This window comes from Roseitalea sp., from assembly GCF_984466335.1.
This window is the reverse complement of sequence record NZ_CFIFWG010000013.1, coordinates 1-16,357: the sequence shown is the minus strand read 5'-3', so window position 1 is coordinate 16,357 and position 16,357 is coordinate 1. Positions and strand designations below refer to the sequence as shown.

14 protein-coding genes and 1 pseudogene are annotated in these 16,357 nt (G+C 66.4%); 7 read left to right on the top strand and 8 right to left on the bottom strand.

Annotation, left to right across the window (positions count from 1 at the left end):
* From AC5E6L_RS02445 to AC5E6L_RS02420, 6 genes are all read left to right on the top strand, one after another.
* Positions 1-936 (top strand): carbohydrate ABC transporter permease, encoded by a 936-nt coding sequence (locus tag AC5E6L_RS02445; RefSeq protein WP_491771045.1) that lies wholly within the window; start codon positions 1-3, stop codon positions 934-936.
* Positions 933-1,775: a carbohydrate ABC transporter permease gene (locus AC5E6L_RS02440; RefSeq protein WP_491229968.1), complete on the top strand. Its 843-nt coding sequence runs from the start codon at positions 933-935 to the stop codon at positions 1,773-1,775. The genes AC5E6L_RS02445 and AC5E6L_RS02440 overlap by 4 nt, the downstream gene beginning before the upstream one ends.
* A gap of 30 nt (positions 1,776-1,805) precedes the next feature.
* Complete coding sequence (locus AC5E6L_RS02435; protein ID WP_491771042.1) at positions 1,806-3,017, top strand: ABC transporter substrate-binding protein; 1,212 nt, start codon at positions 1,806-1,808, stop codon at positions 3,015-3,017.
* Positions 3,018-3,086: 69 nt separating this feature from the next.
* A complete protein-coding gene (locus tag AC5E6L_RS02430) occupies positions 3,087-4,232 on the top strand; it encodes an ABC transporter ATP-binding protein (protein WP_491771040.1) in 1,146 nt (381 codons plus the stop codon).
* Between the two features lie 65 nt (positions 4,233-4,297).
* Positions 4,298-6,232, top strand: coding sequence for a beta-N-acetylhexosaminidase (locus AC5E6L_RS02425; protein ID WP_491771038.1), 1,935 nt, complete (start codon positions 4,298-4,300; stop codon positions 6,230-6,232).
* Between the two features lie 14 nt (positions 6,233-6,246).
* Complete coding sequence (locus AC5E6L_RS02420; protein ID WP_491771036.1) at positions 6,247-7,698, top strand: M81 family metallopeptidase; 1,452 nt, start codon at positions 6,247-6,249, stop codon at positions 7,696-7,698.
* A gap of 84 nt (positions 7,699-7,782) precedes the next feature.
* Here the strand turns inward: AC5E6L_RS02420 and sufA are convergent, their stop codons facing one another.
* Positions 7,783-8,166: a Fe-S cluster assembly scaffold SufA gene (gene sufA / locus AC5E6L_RS02415; RefSeq protein WP_491230676.1), complete on the bottom strand. Its 384-nt coding sequence runs from the start codon at positions 8,164-8,166 to the stop codon at positions 7,783-7,785.
* A gap of 74 nt (positions 8,167-8,240) precedes the next feature.
* On the opposite strand from sufA, the pseudogene AC5E6L_RS02410 reads away from it, so the two are divergent.
* Positions 8,241-9,168, top strand: a pseudogene (locus AC5E6L_RS02410) (aminoglycoside phosphotransferase family protein).
* Here AC5E6L_RS02410 and AC5E6L_RS02405 read toward each other — a convergent pair.
* The 7 genes from AC5E6L_RS02405 to AC5E6L_RS02375 form a co-directional block, all read right to left on the bottom strand.
* On the bottom strand, positions 9,162-9,557 hold the full coding sequence (locus AC5E6L_RS02405; RefSeq protein WP_491230678.1) for an SUF system Fe-S cluster assembly protein: 396 nt from the start codon (positions 9,555-9,557) through the stop codon (positions 9,162-9,164). The pseudogene AC5E6L_RS02410 and the gene AC5E6L_RS02405 overlap by 7 nt on opposite strands.
* A gap of 24 nt (positions 9,558-9,581) precedes the next feature.
* Positions 9,582-10,829, bottom strand: a complete 1,248-nt coding sequence (locus tag AC5E6L_RS02400; RefSeq protein WP_491771034.1) for a cysteine desulfurase — start codon at positions 10,827-10,829, stop codon at positions 9,582-9,584.
* 150 nt (positions 10,830-10,979) lie between these two features.
* On the bottom strand, positions 10,980-12,266 hold the full coding sequence (gene sufD / locus AC5E6L_RS02395) for a Fe-S cluster assembly protein SufD (RefSeq protein WP_491771032.1): 1,287 nt from the start codon (positions 12,264-12,266) through the stop codon (positions 10,980-10,982).
* Between the two features lies 1 nt (position 12,267).
* Positions 12,268-13,023: a Fe-S cluster assembly ATPase SufC gene (gene sufC / locus AC5E6L_RS02390; RefSeq protein ID WP_491771030.1), complete on the bottom strand. Its 756-nt coding sequence runs from the start codon at positions 13,021-13,023 to the stop codon at positions 12,268-12,270.
* A 111-nt stretch (positions 13,024-13,134) separates the two neighbouring features.
* On the bottom strand, positions 13,135-13,323 hold the full coding sequence (locus AC5E6L_RS02385) for a hypothetical protein (protein ID WP_491771028.1): 189 nt from the start codon (positions 13,321-13,323) through the stop codon (positions 13,135-13,137).
* A gap of 74 nt (positions 13,324-13,397) precedes the next feature.
* Complete coding sequence (gene sufB, locus AC5E6L_RS02380; RefSeq protein WP_491230129.1) at positions 13,398-14,867, bottom strand: Fe-S cluster assembly protein SufB; 1,470 nt, start codon at positions 14,865-14,867, stop codon at positions 13,398-13,400.
* A gap of 163 nt (positions 14,868-15,030) precedes the next feature.
* Positions 15,031-16,173 (bottom strand): cysteine desulfurase family protein, encoded by a 1,143-nt coding sequence (locus AC5E6L_RS02375; RefSeq protein ID WP_491771025.1) that lies wholly within the window; start codon positions 16,171-16,173, stop codon positions 15,031-15,033.
* Positions 16,174-16,357: the final 184 nt, after the last annotated feature.

The window sequence follows — 16,357 nt, the reverse complement described above, 5'->3', positions numbered from 1 at the left end:
ATGGCGATCGCAACCCAACCCACCGCGACAGGGACCCTTGCACAAGCCGGCGGCGCCGGCAAGAAGACCGACTGGTTTCCCTATCTGCTGCTGCTGCCGGCAACGTTCGTCACGCTGATCATCGTCGCCTGGCCGCTGGTCGAGACGGTCAGGCTGTCGTTCACCGACGCCTCGCTGAGCCCGACGACAAGTTTTGTGGGCCTGGAGAACTATCAGCGCATGTTCGAGCGGCGCTTTCCGGAGGTGATGGCGCGCACCTTCTACTGGATGGCGATCTCCGTCGCGCTGAAGATCCTGCTCGGCATCGTCGGCGCGGTGCTGCTCAACGCCATGGTGCCCGGCCGCACGCTGTTCCGCGTGCTCGTCATGCCGCCATGGATCGTGCCGATGGCCGTCGGCGTCTATCTGTGGGCGTGGATGTATAACGGCCAGTTCGGCATGATCTCGGGCGTTGCGCAGAATCTGGGCATCCTCGCCGGCCCGTTCGAGTTCCTCGGCTACCGCAATTCGGCGTTCTATGCGACCATCGTCACCGATGTGTGGATCGGCACGCCGCTGGTGACGGTCTACCTGCTCGCCGCCATGCAGGGCATTCCGCGCGATCTTTATGAAGCGGCGTGGACCGACGGCGCCTCGCGCTGGTACCGGTTCAGGCGCATCACCCTGCCGCTGATCATGCCGGCGGTGGCGACGATGTCGCTGCTGTCGGCGATCTGGACCTTCAATTCGTTCGATATCATCTGGATCCTGACCGAGGGCGGGCCGCGCGGCGCCACCACGACGATGATCATCGACACCTACAAGACAGCGATTTCGCGCTTCCGCTACGGAGAGGGCGCCGCCCGCGCGGTGATGATCGTCCTGTTCCTGTCGCTGTTCTCGGCCTTCTACTTCCTGATGATCTCGCGCTTCAACCGGCAGGAGGTAGGCCGATGATCGACCGGTATCACTGGTGGGAATATGTGCTGATCTATGCGGGGATCGCCCTGTTTCTGGTCTTCATGATGGCACCGTTCGTCGAGGCCTTCATGGTCTCGATGCGGCCGATGAGCGAACTGTTCAACGTCCCCTACCGCTTCTTCACCGACAATATGAGCTTTGAGGCCTATGTGACGATGTGGTCGAGCGTGCCGCTCCTGTGGCGCTACATGCTCAATTCTCTGTTCATCGCAAGTGCTGTGACCGTCCTCGCCCTGATGGCCGTGATCCCGGCGGCCTATGCGTTCTCGCGCATGGAATTCAAGGGCCGCAATCAGATCCTCGCCGCCTTCCTCGCCGTCAACATGGTCTCGGGCGCCGTCCTCATCATCCCGCTCTACAAGGTGATGCAGCAGCTCGGCATCCTGAACACCTATTTCGCGATGATCGCGCCGGGTGTCGCCTTCGTCATCCCCACGGGGATCTGGCTGCTGCGCTCCTACATGATGAAGATACCCAAGGAACTGGAGGAAGCAGCGCTCGTGGACGGTGCCGGCCGGCTCTACATTCTGTGGCGCGTGATCGTGCCGATCTCGCTGCCAGGCATCATGGTTGTGGCGATCACCACCTTCATCACCGCCTACGCCCAGCAATTCCTGTTCGCGCTGACCTTCAACTCGGTCAACGAGCTCAACCCGCTGCCGGTCGGCCTGTTCCAGTTCTTCGGCCGCCAGACCGTCGTCTGGAACGAATTGATGGCGGCGAGCCTGGTCGGCATCGTGCCCGTGCTCGTCATCTACGTGTTCATGCAACGCTACATCGTCGCCGGTCTCACCGCCGGCGCGGTCAAACAGTGACTGTTCATCGTTCAAGCAAGGGAGAAACCGATGAAGAAACTGCTCACATTGTCCGTCGCCATTGGCGCGATCAGCATGGCCGGCGGCGCCGGCGCCCAGGAACGGCTGCACAAGATCAATTGCGGCGACGACCAGGGGGGGGACATCGTCGTCCAGAACCGGCTGATCGAGGAATGGGAAGCCAAAAACCCGGGCTTCGACGTCGATGTCGAATACGTCCCGTGGGGCCAGTGCCAATCCAAATCACTAACGCTGGCGCAGGCGGGCGACCCGCCGGCGATCGCCTATATGGGCTCGCGCACGCTCAAGCAGCTTGCCGAAAGCGAACTGATCATCCCGGTGGCGATGACCGACGAGGAACGCGCCACCTACGCGCCGCCGATCCTGGGCACGATCACCGCAAACGGCGAGCAATGGGGCCTTCCGCGCGCCTTCTCCACCAAGGCGCTGTTCTGGAACAAGGACCTGTTCGAACAAGCCGGCCTCGACCCCGAAACGCCGCCCGCCACCTGGGATGAACTGTACGCAGCGGCACGGGCCGTCAGCGAAAACACCGACGCCTCCGGCATCGGTCTCGCCGCCGCCGATTTCGACAACACCATGCACCAGTTCCTCAACTATCTTTATTCGAACGGCGGCGCGGTGATCGACGAGAACGGCGAGGTGGTGTTCAACTCGCCCCAGACCGTCGAGGCGATGGAATTCTACGGCCGTCTGGCCGGGGTTTCGCAGCCCGGCCCGACCGCCTATGACCGCGCCGGTCTGCGCCCGCTGTTCCAGGAAAAGCAGATCGCCATGATAATCTCCGGTCCCTGGGAGCGGACGCATATGCCCGACGATGTCGAATGGGGCGTCGCGCCGATTCCGGCCGGCCCCAGCGGCACCAATTCGACGCTTCTGATCACCGACAGCCTGGCCATCTTCAAGGGCTCGGGCGTTGAGGACGCCGCCTTGTCGCTGGGCAAATGGCTGACCAATCCGGACAATCAGATGGAGTTCGAGCTCGGCGAAGGCTTGACACCGCTGCGCGACCACCCGCGCGTGGCGACGCTCATCGAGGAAGACCCGACCTGGGCGCCGTTCCTGGCCAGCGTCGAAAACGGCGGCCCCGAACCCTTGGTTACAGACTATGTCGCCGTTCAGGATGCCATCATCGAGGCGGTCCAGGGCGTCGTGCTGGGCGAGGTCGATGCTGCCGAAGCGGTCGAATACGCCGCCGAACTGATCGAAGACGCAAGCTGATCACACCCCGAACCAGGCGGCCCGGCCATCTCCGCCGGACCGCCCTTTCATGAGACAGGGAGGGCGCCCATGGGCCATCTCAAGCTCGATGGCGTGCGCAAGTCGTTCGGCACAATCGAGGTCATCAAAGGCGTCTCGCTCGATGTCGAGCAGGGCGAGTTCGTCGTCTTCGTCGGCCCGTCGGGCTGCGGCAAGTCCACGCTTTTGCGCATGATCGCGGGACTTGAGGAGATCAGCCACGGCAATGTCGAGATCGACGGCCGGGTGGTCAACGAACTGGACCCCGTCAAACGCGGCATCTCGATGGTTTTTCAGTCCTATGCGCTTTACCCGCATATGAACGTCTACGAGAACATCGCCTTTCCGCTGCGCGTCGAACGCCTGGCCGAACCGCAGGTCAGGCAAAAGGTCGATCGCGCAGCCGGCATCCTGCAACTGCACGAGCGGCTGCGCCACAAGCCGGGCCAGCTGTCCGGCGGCCAGCGCCAGCGCGTGGCGATCGGCAGGGCGATCGTGCGCGAGCCCAAGGTGTTCCTGTTCGACGAGCCGCTGTCGAACCTGGATGCGGCGCTGCGCGCGGAGATGCGCGTCGAACTGACCAAGCTGCATGGCGATCTGGGCGCGACGATGATCTACGTCACCCACGATCAGGTCGAGGCGATGACCATGGCCGACCGCATCGTCGTGCTCGACGCGGGCATCGTCGCCCAGGTCGGCACGCCGCTTGAACTCTACCACAAGCCGCAGAACCTGTTCGTCGCCGGCTTCATCGGCAATCCGCGCATGAATTTCGTCCATGTCACCTGCACCGCCAGCAGCGGCGAAAGCGTCACCGTCGCCCTGCCCTCCGGCGCCGAGGTGAGCGTGCCGGTCGATGCCGAACCCGGCCTTGAAGGCCGGCCGATGCAGCTCGGCATCAGGCCCGAGCACATTCGCTTCGGCCAGGGCGACGGCTCGATCGAGGCCGTGCCCAACGTGATCGAGCGGCTCGGCATCCATACGGTCGCCTACGCGCCCGTCGAGGGCGATGAGCGGCCCTTCTGCGCGCTGCTCGACGGCGCCGCGCCCGCGCGCATCGGCCAAGCGATGGCGATGGGCTTTCACGCGAGCGACTGCCATCTGTTCGACGCCGACGGCACCGCCTTTGCCCGCCGCGTGCCGCTGAGCGCCATCGAGCCCGCGCTGATCGCGCCCGAGACGCCGACGACGCATTGAATCGGCGCGCCATATCGCGCCGGTGCCCAACCGCCCCTCCCCGTCCGGCAAAGGATCATTGCCCCATGACCGCACCGCTGCGCCTCGAAGCCCGCTACCGGCCCGCCGACGACCCGGCGAAAGCCGGCTTTGAACTGAGCCTGCACAATGCGACGGCCGAAGCGCTGTCGAGCTTTCGGCTGGCCTATTCCTCGATCGCGCGGGCGGCGAAGGGTGCGGCCTTCGGCAATGCGACCTTTATCGGCCGGCTCGCCAATTTTCACGAAGTCGCCCCGCCCGAGGGATTGACGATCGTGCCGGGCGGGGCGTGGCGCTTTACGGTGACCGGCATCGTCATGCAGCCCAAACACCGCACCGATGGCCCAAAATCGGCCTATGTCACCCTGGCCGGCGGGCGGCGGCTAACCGTCAACTGCCCCGACATCGTGCGTGAGGGGAGCGGCGATGGCGGCCCGCTGCGCGCCCTGTCCGAAGGCCGGCTCGAAAACCCGCTCGGCGTCCTGCCATGGCCCAACCATGTCGCCATCGACCGCTGGCGCGAAAACGCGGTGCCCTATGCGCCGCAAGACGCCGGCATCGAGGAAACCGCGGCCGTGCTCGAAATCGAGGCGCTGGCCGCCCGCCTGTTCGGCCCGGCGCGGCGCCCGTTCCGGCTCGATCCGGCGGGCGCGCTGTCGCTGACCTTCGAACAGGTCGACGATCTCGGGCCGGAAGCCTATCGCATCGCCTTCAAAGGTGGCGCCGCGCATCTGCGCTATGCGGCGCCGGCCGGCCGCGCCTACGGCCTGACCGCCCTGGCCCAGGCTTTCCACCATGCGGCGACGGACGCCCGCTGCGCCCAGCCCGAGGCCGGCGCCATTAAGGACGCGCCGCGCTTTTCGTGGCGCGGCACCCATGTCGACGTCTCCCGCCATTTCTGGACGGTCGACGAAATCAAGCGGCTGATCGATGCGATGGCGTGGAGCCGGCTCAACACGCTGCAATGGCACCTGACCGACGACGAGGGCTGGCGGCTGGAGATCGAGGCGCTGCCCGAATTGACGCGCGTGGGCGCTTTTCGCGGCCCCGGCCTTCTGATGCCCGGCCAGCACGGTTTCATCGACCGGGTGCATGGCGGCTTCTACACCCAGGACCAGGTGCGTGATCTGATCGGCTACGCGGCGCGGCTGCATGTGTGCATCGTGCCCGAGATCGACATTCCCGGCCATTGTCACGCCGCGCTGACCGCCTATCCGCATCTGCGCGATCCGGGCGAGCCGGCCGACAGCTATCGCTCGATCCAGGGCTATCCCAACAACGCGCTCAACCCTGCGATGGAGGAGACATACGCCTTCCTGCAAGCGGTGTTCTGCGAGGTCGCAGCGCTGTTTCCGGCGCCATACATCCATGTCGGCGCCGACGAGGTCGAACATGTCGGCGCCACCGAAATCGACAGCCATCCCTGGTTCGATTCGCCAAGGGCGCGCGCGCTGATGGAGCGCGAGGGGCTGACGACCACCCAGCAGATGCAGGCGCATCTGCTGCGCCGCGTGCAGGCCATGATCAAGGACATGGGCAAGAAACTGGCCGGCTGGGACGAGGTCAGCCATGGCGGCGGCGTCGACGCCGAAGGCACGCTGCTGGTCGCCTGGCAGAAGCCGGAACTGATCGGCGAACTGGCGGACCAAGGCTATGACGTCATCGCCAGCCCCGGCCAGGCCTATTATCTCGATATGGCGCAGGCCGAGGGCTGGAACGAGCCGGGGACCAGTTGGGCCGGCACGGTGCCGGTCGAATACAGCTACACCTATGAGGCGGTCGAGGGGCTGACCGAGACGCAGATGGCACGCGTCAAGGGCGTTCAGGCATGCATCTGGTCCGAGCACCTGCACGACACCGCCCAGCGCAACCACATGATCTTCCCGCGCCTTTATGCGGTGGCCGAAGCCGGCTGGACCGCGCCGGCCCATAAGGACTGGCCGCGCTTCGCAGCGCTCAGCGGCGCCATGCCGCAGCTTTGACGGAGACGGCGGCCATGCGCATCGTCACCGGCGGCATTCACACCGAATGCTCCACCTATTCGCCGCTTTTGCAGACCGAAGCCGATTTCACGGTCGTGGACGGTTCGACGCTTGCGGCGGAACTGGCGCCGCTGGCGCCGGCCGGCATCGCGCTGGCCGGGCTCTTCCAGGCCCGCTCGGTGCCCGGCGGCGCGCTGACCGCCGGGACCTATCGGGCGTTCAAGCAGCGCCTGCTGGACGCGCTGGAGACCGCCCCGCCGGCCGACGGCGTGTTCCTGCCGCTGCACGGCGCCATGCATGTCGAAAACCTCGACGATCCCGAGGGCGATCTTCTGTCCGCCGTGCGCGCGCTTGTCGGCCCCGACATGCCGCTGGCCGTCTCCTACGATCTGCACGGCAACGTCACGCAGGCGGTGGTGGACGCCATCGACATCTTCGCAGCCTTCCGCACGGGGCCGCATATCGACGTGATGGAAACCCATGCCCGCGCGCTGACCATGCTGGCCGACACGATCGCCAACGGCACGCAGCGCTTTGTCGGCTGGGCGCCGGTGCCGGTCCTGTGGCCGGGCGAACGCACATCGACCGATGACGAGCCCGCGCTCTCGCTTTATGCGCAGCTGCCCGATCACGACGCCAAAACCGGGGTCTGCGACGCCAATCTGATGGTGGGCTATGTGTGGGCCGATACGCCGCGCGCCACGGCAGCCTCGGTGGTCACCGGAACGGACCGCGATGCGGTCGCCCGAAGCGCCCAAGCGCTGGCGCGGACCTATTGGGAGGCGCGCGGCGATTTCGCTTTCGGGATGACGGCGCTGCCGCTCGCCGACGCCGTCCGCCTTGCCGCCGCAGCCGAAACCGGCCCCGCGATCCTCGCCGACAGCGGCGACAATCCGACCGGCGGCGGGGTCGGCGACCGTGCCGACGCGCTCGCCGAACTGATCGCGCAGGGCGTGCAGGGCGCGGCTGTCGTCGGCATCGCCGATGCGCCGGCGGCGCTCAAGGCGGCCGATACGGGCGTTGGCGGCACGTGCGCACTGAAAATCGGCGCGAGCCTGGGGTCCGACGGGCCCGTGGTCGAGGCCAAAGCGCGTGTGGAGCGGATCGTCGGCTCGCTCGGGGCGGGCGACATCGAGGCGCTTGTCATGCTCAAGGGCCTGCATGTCGTGCTGACCCAGCGCCGCCGGCCGTTCCACAATCTCGAAGACTTCACCAAATTCGGCATCGACCCGTCAGAGGCGCGCATGGTGGTCGTCAAGTCCGGCTATCTGTCGCCGCAACTGGCGCCGATCGCCAATCCGGCGGTGATGGCGCTCTCCGAAGGCGCGGTGAACCAGGCGATCGAGCGGCTGGATAATCGGCGCCGGCCGAAACTGTCCTACCCGTTCGAGCGGGATTTCGATTTCACGCCGACATGCCGGCTGTCGACCCGCGCCGGGGGTCGGAACGTTCCGCAACGATATTGAGACAACGATATTGAGACATTGTGCCGGCTCGCCCTTTCCGTCTCGCGGCCGGTCCGGACAGCGCACGAGCCGCCGCATCAAGGCTCAGATCTGGCCGCGCGCCTCGGCCAGTTGCTTAAGGTCGGCGGGCTTGAGTTCGACCGATTCGCCGCAGCCGCAAGCCGAAGACTGGTTGGGGTTGTTGAAGACGAAACCGCTGCGCAGCTTGGTAACCTCGAAATCCATCTGCGTGCCGAGAAGATAGAGCATCGCGGCGGGATCGACCCAGACATGGGCGCCGTCATGGCTGACATGGTCGTCCTTCGGGTCGGGTTCGGTGACCAGGTCGACCGTATATTCCATGCCCGCGCAGCCGCCCTTCTTGATGCCGACGCGCACGCCCTGCGCGCCCTGATCGGACCGGGCGAAGACGATCTGCTTGACACGTCCGGCCGCAGCCTCGGTCATGGTCATGATGGCGAACGCCATGTTCTTGACTCCCCTTGACGCCAGTAAGATAGGTTGGCCGCGCCCATCGCGCAAGCATATCCGATACCGGGGAGATGGCCGTGGCCATACCGTTGTACGGGGGCATCGACGCGGCGCTGGTGGGGCGTCTTGTGGCCGCCGCGCAATTCCCGCAGTGGCGCGACCTGCCGGTGACGCCGGTCGAACCGGGCGGCTGGGACAATCGGACCTTTCGCCTGGGCGAGGCGCTGGCCGCGCGGCTGCCCAGCGCCGCCGGTTATGCGCCGCAGGTGGCCAAGGAGCACCGCTGGCTGCCGGTGCTGGCGCCGCGCCTGCCGGTTGCCGTGCCGATGTCGCTCGCCATGGGCAAACCGGGCGAAGGCTATCGGTGGCCATGGTCCGTGCGCCGTTGGATCGCCGGCACGCCGGCCGACGATCGCGGCCCGGCCGATACCGCCTCGTTCGGCGCCGCCCTTGCCGGCTTCCTGCGCGCCCTGCACGCCATCGACGGCACCGGCGGCCCGAAAGCGGGCGCCCACAGTTTCCATCGCGGCGGATCGCTTGCCGTCTATGACGGCGAGACGCGCGCGAGCATCGAGGCGCTGCGCGACCGCATCGACGTCGACCGGGCAAGCCGCATCTGGGAGACCGCGCGGCGCACACGGTGGGACCGCGCGGCGCACACGGTGGGACCGCGCGCCGCTCTGGGTGCATGGCGACATCGCCGCCGGCAACCTTCTGGTCGATGAGGCCGGACGGCTTTCGGCCGTGATCGATTTCGGCTGCATGGCGATTGGCGATCCGGCCTGCGACCTCGTCATCGCATGGACCGGTTTCGACCCGCCGAGCCGGCGCGCCTTCCGCGCCGCCCTGCCCCATCTGGACGATGATTGCTGGGATAGGGCCAAGGGCTGGGCGCTGTGGAAGGCGGTGATCACGCGCGCCGATCCGAAGGCCGCCAGCCCCGCCGCAAGGGCGGTCGCGCGGCGAACGCTTGAGGCGCTCGCCGAAGACGGTCAATAAAGACCGACGGCGATCTGCGCCTCCTCGCTCATCCGGTCGGGCGTCCAGGGCGGATCGAAGGTCATTTCGACCTCGGCGTCCATGACGCCCTCGACGCCGCGCACCGCGTTCTCGACCCAGCCGGGCATCTCGCCGGCGACGGGACAGCCCGGCGCGGTCAGCGTCATCTCGATCTTCACCGTCCTGTCGTCCTCGATGTCGACGCGGTAGATCAGGCCGAGCTCATAGATGTCGGCCGGAATCTCCGGATCGTAGACGGTCTTGAGCGCGGCGACGATGTCGTCGGTCATCCGCGCCAGCTCCTCGCGCGGGATCGCCGAATCGGCAACCGGCGCGGCACCGGCCGGCATTTCGGCTTCGGTGGTCTGGATTGTCTGATCGTCCATCATGGCTTCATCCTATCATGACAGGCCCTACGCGAAAAAGGCCCGCGCCTTTTCGAGCGATTCGACCAGCGCGTCCACCTCAGCGCGCGTATTGTACATGCCGAACGAGGCGCGACAGGTGGACGTCGCGCCGAAGCGCTTGAGCAAGGGCTGGGCGCAATGGGTGCCCGCGCGCACGGCGATGCCGGACCGGTCGATCACCATGGAGATGTCGTGCGCGTGCAGCCCCTCGATCTCGAAGGCGACGATGGCCGCCTTGCCGGGCGCCGCGCCGATGATGCGCAGCGCGTTGAGGCGCGCGAGCCGCTCATGGGCGTAGGCGCGCAGATCGGCCTCGTGGGCGGCGATCGCCTCGCGGCCGATCGCATCCATATAGTCGAGCGCGGCTCCCAGCCCGATCGCCTGGGCGATGGGCGGCGTGCCCGCCTCGAACCGGTGTGGCGGATCGGCGTAGGTGACAGCGTCCTCGGTCACGTCGAGGATCATCTCGCCGCCGCCCTCGAACGGGCGCATCCGTTCCAGCCGTTCCTTTTTTCCGTAGAGCACGCCGACGCCCGAGGGGCCATAGGTCTTGTGGCCGGTGAAGACGTACCAGTCGCAATCGAGTTCCTGCACGTCGACCGGCAGATGCACCGCGCCCTGGCTGCCGTCGACCAGCACGGGAATGCCGCGCGCATGGGCGATGGCGCAGACCTCGCGGATCGGCACCACCGTGCCGAGCACGTTGGAGACATGGGTGATGGCGACGAGCCTGGTCCGGTCGGTCAGCCGCGCCTCGAACGCGGCAAGATCGAACCGGCCCTCATCGTCCACCGGCGCCCAGACGATTTTGGCGCCGTTGCGCTCGCGCAGGAAATGCCATGGCACGATGTTGGAATGATGCTCCATGATCGAGACGACGATCTCGTCGCCCTCGCCGACCGCCTCCGCGCCGAACCCCTGCGCGACGATGTTGATCGCCTGCGTCGCCGATTTGGTGAAGACGATCTCTTCGACCGAGGCCGCGTTCAGAAAGCGGCGCACGGTCTCGCGCGCGCCCTCATAGGCCGTCGTCGCCGCGTCCGACAGGAAGTGCAAGCCGCGATGGACGTTGGCATATTCGCTCTCATAGGTGCGCGTGACCGCCTCGATCACCGCGCGCGGCTTTTGCGCCGAGGCGCCATTGTCCAGATAGACCAGCGGCCGGCCATGGACCTGACGCGACAGGATCGGGAAATCGGCGCGGATCGCCTCGACATCGTAGCCGGCATCTGCGGCAACCGGATCAGCGCTCATAAAGCCGGCCTCCATGCTGCGACAGCCCCTCGCCCTTCGAGGCTCTGGCCCCCAACACCCTCATCCTGAGGCGCGAGCGCGGCGCGTCTCGAAGGGTCGGGGTTTTGGAGCGTTCACGCCTTAGGACGAGGGGCTGGTTCGGCATGTTCGTCACCCGTGCCTTTCCAGCCAGGCGGCGATGCGCGCCTCCAGGGCCTCGATCACCGCCTCGTCGTCGAGCTCCTCGACGATTTCGTCGACGAACGCCTCGATCAGGAGCCCGCGGGCGGTCTTCTCGGAAATGCCGCGCGCCATCAGATAGAACAGATGGTCATGATCGATCTCGGCGACGGTGGCACCGTGCGCGCAGACGACGTCATCGGCGAAGATCTCAAGCTCGGGCTTGGTGGCGAAACCGCCATGGTCGCTGAGCAGGAGCGTGTTGCAAGCCATCTGCGCGTCGGTCTTCTGCGCCGGCTGCGCGACGCGGATCTGCCCCTGAAAGACGCCCTGCGCCTTGCCGGTGACGACGTTGCGCACCGTCTCGGTCGATGTGGTGTGCGCGACCAGATGATCGAGTTCGAGCGTGACGTCGCAATGGGTGCCCTCGCCGATCAGGTTCACGGCGCGGAAGGCCAGTTCGGCGCCCTCCCCGCGCACGACCGCATGCACTTCCTGCCGCACCAGCTTGCCGCTCAGATTGGCGATGAACACGGTCGCGCGCGCATCCTTTTCCAGGGTCAGCTTCAGGCTGGCCAGATGGCTGGCCGCGGCGCCCTGCTCCTGCACGATGATCCAGGTCAGATCAGCGCCCTCGCGCACGGTCAGTTCGGTGATGTTGGTCGCGAGCACCGGCTCGTGCGAGCCGACATGCCGGTCGACGAACGCGGCGCCGGCGCCGGCGCCGACGGTCAGAAGATTGCGCGTGTGCACCTGCCCGCCATCGTGAACCGACTGGATCTCGATCGGCCTTTCGATCCGCGCGCCGTTGGCGACGCTCAGCCGCAGGCCATCGGAGACGAAGGCGGCATTGATGGCGCCGACGGCGTCGTCCGGATCGGCCGGGGCCTCAAGCGCGATCCCGCCCACATCGGCGCGCAGGCTGTCGGCGATCGCCTCGTGCTGCATGCCGTCGACGGACGGCCGCTCGGTCAGCGCGCCGTTGGCGATCACAAAGCGCATCGCGTGGTCGAGCAGGGGCGGCACGGCGCCCGGCGCCGCATCGGCGCGCCATTCCGGCACGGCGTTCAGCAGGCGCCGCAGATCGGTATAATGCCATGCCTCGATCCGGCGCGTGGGCAGACGATGCGTCCTGATCGCCTGCATCGCCCGGTCGCGCGCGGTCACCACATCGGCATTGCCGGGCAGTTGGCCGCTGCGCCCGGCGAAATGGGCGACAAGGGCGGTTTCGGCCGCCGTCAGCGGCACATCGGCGTCCGATGCCGGGTTCACGGCCATGTCAGGCGGCCTCCGCGATGATGTCGGCATAGCCCTTGGCTTCGAGTTCGAGCGCCAGCGACTTGTCGCCGGTCTTGGCGATCCGGCCCCTGGACAGGACGTGCACCGTGTCCGGCACGATATATTCGAGCAGGCGCTGATAATGGGTGATGACGACCACCGCGCGGTCGGGCGCGCGCAGCGCGTTGACGCCGTCGGCGACGATCTTCAGCGCGTCGATGTCAAGGCCCGAGTCCGTTTCGTCGAGCACGCACAGCTTGGGCTCCAGCAGCTTCATCTGCAAGATTTCCGAGCGCTTCTTCTCGCCGCCCGAAAAGCCGACATTGAGCGGACGCTTGAGCATCTCCATGTCGATGCCCAGCGTGCCGGCGGCCGCGCGCACGCGCTTGATGAAGTCGGGCGTCGTCAGTTCCTCCTGCCCGCGCGCCTTGCGCTGCTCGTTCATCGCCACCTTGAGGAACTGCATGGTGGCGACGCCGGGGATTTCCATCGGATACTGGAACGCCAGGAACAAGCCGGCGCTGGCCCGCTCGGAGGGGTCCATTTCAAGGATGGACTCACCGTTATAAAGAATGTCCCCCTCGGTGATCTCGTAGTCCTCGCGGCCAGCGATCACATAGGAAAGCGTCGACTTGCCGGAGCCGTTCGGCCCCATGATGGCGGCCACTTCGCCCGTCTTCACCGTCAGATCGAGGCCGCGAATGATCTCTGTGCCGTCCTCGGCGATCCGGGCGTGCAGGTTCTTGATTTCGAGCATGTCTTCCTCTTTGCCGTCATTGGGGCGCAGCGCCCCTCATCCATCTTGCCGGGGCCGCGCCCCTCTTGGCCGTTATTCCGGGTTCGGCTGCACCGTCCCGGAATGACGGCCCTAGCTTCCCTTCCTCACGAACAGGCCGCGCATGGCGTAGCTGAGGGCGGCGATGCCGCCCAGAAGCCCGGCGCTCAGATAGCGGTCGCCGAACGGGTCCCAAAGATAGCCGACCGCCGTGACGAACAGGATCGAGGCGGCGCCGGCGAGCCGGATCGTGCCGGTCATGTCGCGAGGGTCGTCAGCCATTTCGGCACCACACCATCTTCGGGTCGGGCTCGGTCACCGTCGGGACGAGCCCCACGGTGACGGTGTTGCGGGCATCAGCCCACGCTGCCCTCCAGCGAAATGCCGATCAGCTTCTGCGCCTCGACGGCGAACTCCATCGGCAGTTCCTGGATCACCTCCTTGACGAAGCCGTTGACGATCAGCGCGATCGCCTCCTCTTCGGGAATGCCGCGCTGCATGCAGTAAAAGAGCTGATCCTCGGAAATCTTCGAGGTCGTCGCCTCGTGCTCCAATTGGGCGGACGCATTGTTGGCCTCGATATAGGGCACGGTGTGCGCGCCGCAGCGGTCGCCGATCAGAAGCGAATCGCACTGGGTGAAGTTGCGCGCGTCGGTCGCCTTGCGGTGCACCGACACCTTGCCGCGATAGGTGTTTTCCGACGTGCCCGCCGAGATGCCCTTGGAGATGATGCGGCTCGACGTGTTCTTGCCCAGATGGATCATCTTGGTGCCCGAATCGATCTGCTGGGCGCCGTTGGAGACGGCGATCGAGTAGAACTCGCCGCGCGAATTGTCGCCGCGCAGGATGCAGGAGGGGTATTTCCAGGTGATCGCCGAACCCGTCTCGACCTGGGTCCAGGAGATCTTGGAATTGTCGCCCCGGCAGTCGCCGCGCTTGGTGACGAAATTGTAGATCCCGCCCCGGCCCTCGGCATCGCCCGGATACCAGTTCTGCACGGTCGAATATTTGATCTCCGCATCCTCGTGCGCGATCAGTTCGACGACGGCCGCGTGAAGCTGGTTCTCGTCGCGCTGGGGTGCGGTGCAGCCTTCCAGATAGGAGACGTAAGCGCCCTTTTCGGCGATGATCAGCGTGCGCTCGAACTGGCCCGTGTCCTTCTCGTTGATCCGGAAATAGGTCGACAGTTCCATCGGGCAGTGCACGCCCTCGGGCACATAGACGAACGAGCCGTCGGTGAAGACGGCCGAGTTCAGCGCCGCGTAATAATTGTCCGACACCGGCACGACGGAAGCCAGATATCTGCGCACCAGTTCGGGGTGCTCGCGCATGGCCTCGGAGATCGACATGAAGATCACGCCGGCCTTGGCCAGTTCCTCCTTGAAGGTTGTGACGACCGAGACCGAATCGAACACCGCGTCGACGGCCACCTTGCGCTCCTGCACGCCGGCCAGGATTTCCTGCTCGGCGAGCGGAATGCCCAGCTTCTCGTAGGTACGGCGGATCTCAGGGTCGACATCGTCGATCGTCCTGGGCCCGGTCTGCCCCTTGGGCGCGGCGTAATAGTAGATGTCGTTGAAATCGATCTTCGGATAGGACACCCGCGCCCAGTCGGGCTCCGGCATTGTCAGCCAGCGCCTGTAGGCATCCAGCCGCCATTCGAGCATCCAATCCGGCTCGTCCTTCTTGGACGAGATGAGCCCGATGATGTCCTCGTTCAGGCCCTTGGGCGCCTTGTCCATCTCCACGATGGTCTCAAAGCCGTACTTGTACTGATCAACATCGATCTTGCGGACCTGATCGATGGTCTCCTGAACCGCAGGCATGGCGTTCTCCTTCAACCGACAGGGACAGCGGCCGTCTTTGCGCGGCCTTCACGGAAACGTAATCTAATGCATAGCGCAGTTTTGAAAAGTTCTAAAGAGGGAAAATCTGACTTTTTTCGATAAGTTTTTCCGATGCGGCACCAATCGCCGGGAAAACAAGGCTTCATGCGGCGCGCATGCGTTCGACAATGGGCGCCAGGGCATCCAAGAGGGCGGACAGATCGTCCCAGGCCGTATCGGGTCCGAACGAGACGCGGACAGCGCCCTCCTCGCCGTCTGCGCCCATCGCATCGAGCACATGGCTGCGTCCGACCTTGCCCGACGCGCAGGCCGAGCCCGACGAGACGGCGAAGCCGGCAAGGTCCAGCGCGATGGCCAGCGTCTCGGCCTTCACGCCGGGCACGGTGAAGAAGCTGGTGTTGGCCAGGCGCGGGGCGGGCGCGCCATGGATCGCAATGTCCGGCGCCAGCGCCAAAAGGCCGGCCTCGAACCGGTCGCGCAGCGGCGCCAGCGCCATAAACGCGCCCAGGCCCGCGCCCGCCGCCTCGGCGGCCGCGCCGAAACCGGCGATCGACGCGGGCGCCTCCGTGCCGGCCCGGTGGCCGCGCTCCTGCCCGCCGCCCCCGATCAGCGGCAAGGGCATCATCAGATCGGAGGCCGCCGCGACCGCGCCCACGCCCTTGGGGCCGCCGATCTTGTGGGAAGACACGATGAGAAAATCCGCACAGCCATCCGCAACCGAAACGGGAATTCGCCCCAGCGCCTGCACCGCGTCGAGCACGAGCACGCCCCCGGCCGCCCTGACGATCGCGCCGATCCGTTCGACCGGCTGGATCACGCCCGTCTCGTTGTTGGCCCAGTGGACCGCGACAAGCGGCAGGCCGGCCGCCTTGTCATGGGCGCCCAGCGCACCTTCCAGTCCGGCCAGATCGATCAGGCCATCCCGGTCGACGCCGATTCCGGTCACCCGATCGGGTGCAAACCGTCCGCCGGCCAGAAGGCACGGATGGTCGGCGGCGCACACATAAAGATGCCCCATCGCCAGCGCGGAGCGGCCCATCGTCCAGTGCGGCGTCAGCAGCATCGCCGCCGCCTCGGTCGCGCCCGAGGTGAACACGACATGGTCGGGCCGCACGCCGACCAGGCCGGCGACCCGCCGCCGCCCCTCCTGAACCAGAGCGCGCAGCCTGCGGCCGCCGGCATGCACCGAGGAGGCGTTGCCCTCGATGTCGAGCGCGGCCAGCATCGCCGCGCGGGCTTGCTCGCGCAGCGGCGCCGAGGCGTTATGGTCGAAATAATGGCTCATCGTCGCCGGCGAGATCACCGCCCGAGTGGGATTTTCTTGATATGTCAGCGTCGATGGTCATATGACGGCCTCCGCGGCCGCATTCACGGTGCCGGCGCCTTGAATGCGGCCGCGGGGCGCGCGTTTCAAGGCGGCAAGTGCCCGCGGCCCACCGTTCCCGCCAAGGAGACCATATGCCAGAAGT